We start from the raw sequence: 454 nt of genomic DNA, 5'->3' as shown, positions 1-454 counted from the left end.
TTGAAGAAACTTCGTTCCCTCAAAACTAGATAATGTATGAAGAAGTGTTGCCGAGTAATAACCATATATGACTTGGTTAAGTCCTCGATCGATTAGTATCAGTCAGCTCCACATGTCGCCACGCTTCCACCTCTGACCTATCAACCTGATCATCTTTCAGGGATCTTACTAGCTTGACGCTATGGGAAATCTCATCTCGAGGGGGGCTTCATGCTTAGATGCTTTCAGCACTTATCCCTTCCGCACATAGCTACCCAGCGATGCCTTTGGCAAGACAACTGGTACACCAGCGGTGCGTCCATCCCGGTCCTCTCGTACTAAGGACAGCTCCTCTCAAATTTCCTGCGCCCACGACGGATAGGGACCGAACTGTCTCACGACGTTCTGAACCCAGCTCGCGTACCGCTTTAATGGGCGAACAGCCCAACCCTTGGGACCGACTACAGCCCCAGGA

1 rRNA gene is annotated in these 454 nt (G+C 50.9%); it reads right to left on the bottom strand.

The features are described 5' to 3' along the window. Positions 1 to 72 precede the first annotated feature (72 nt). A 23S ribosomal RNA gene (locus CHI10_RS21970) occupies positions 73 to 454 on the bottom strand; the annotation flags it as partial.

Source organism: Bacillus sp. 7894-2 (assembly GCF_002272225.1).
Classification (GTDB): domain Bacteria; phylum Bacillota; class Bacilli; order Bacillales; family Cytobacillaceae; genus Cytobacillus.
The sequence above is the reverse complement of the archived record's forward strand: the minus strand, read 5'-3'. Positions and strand labels throughout refer to the sequence as shown.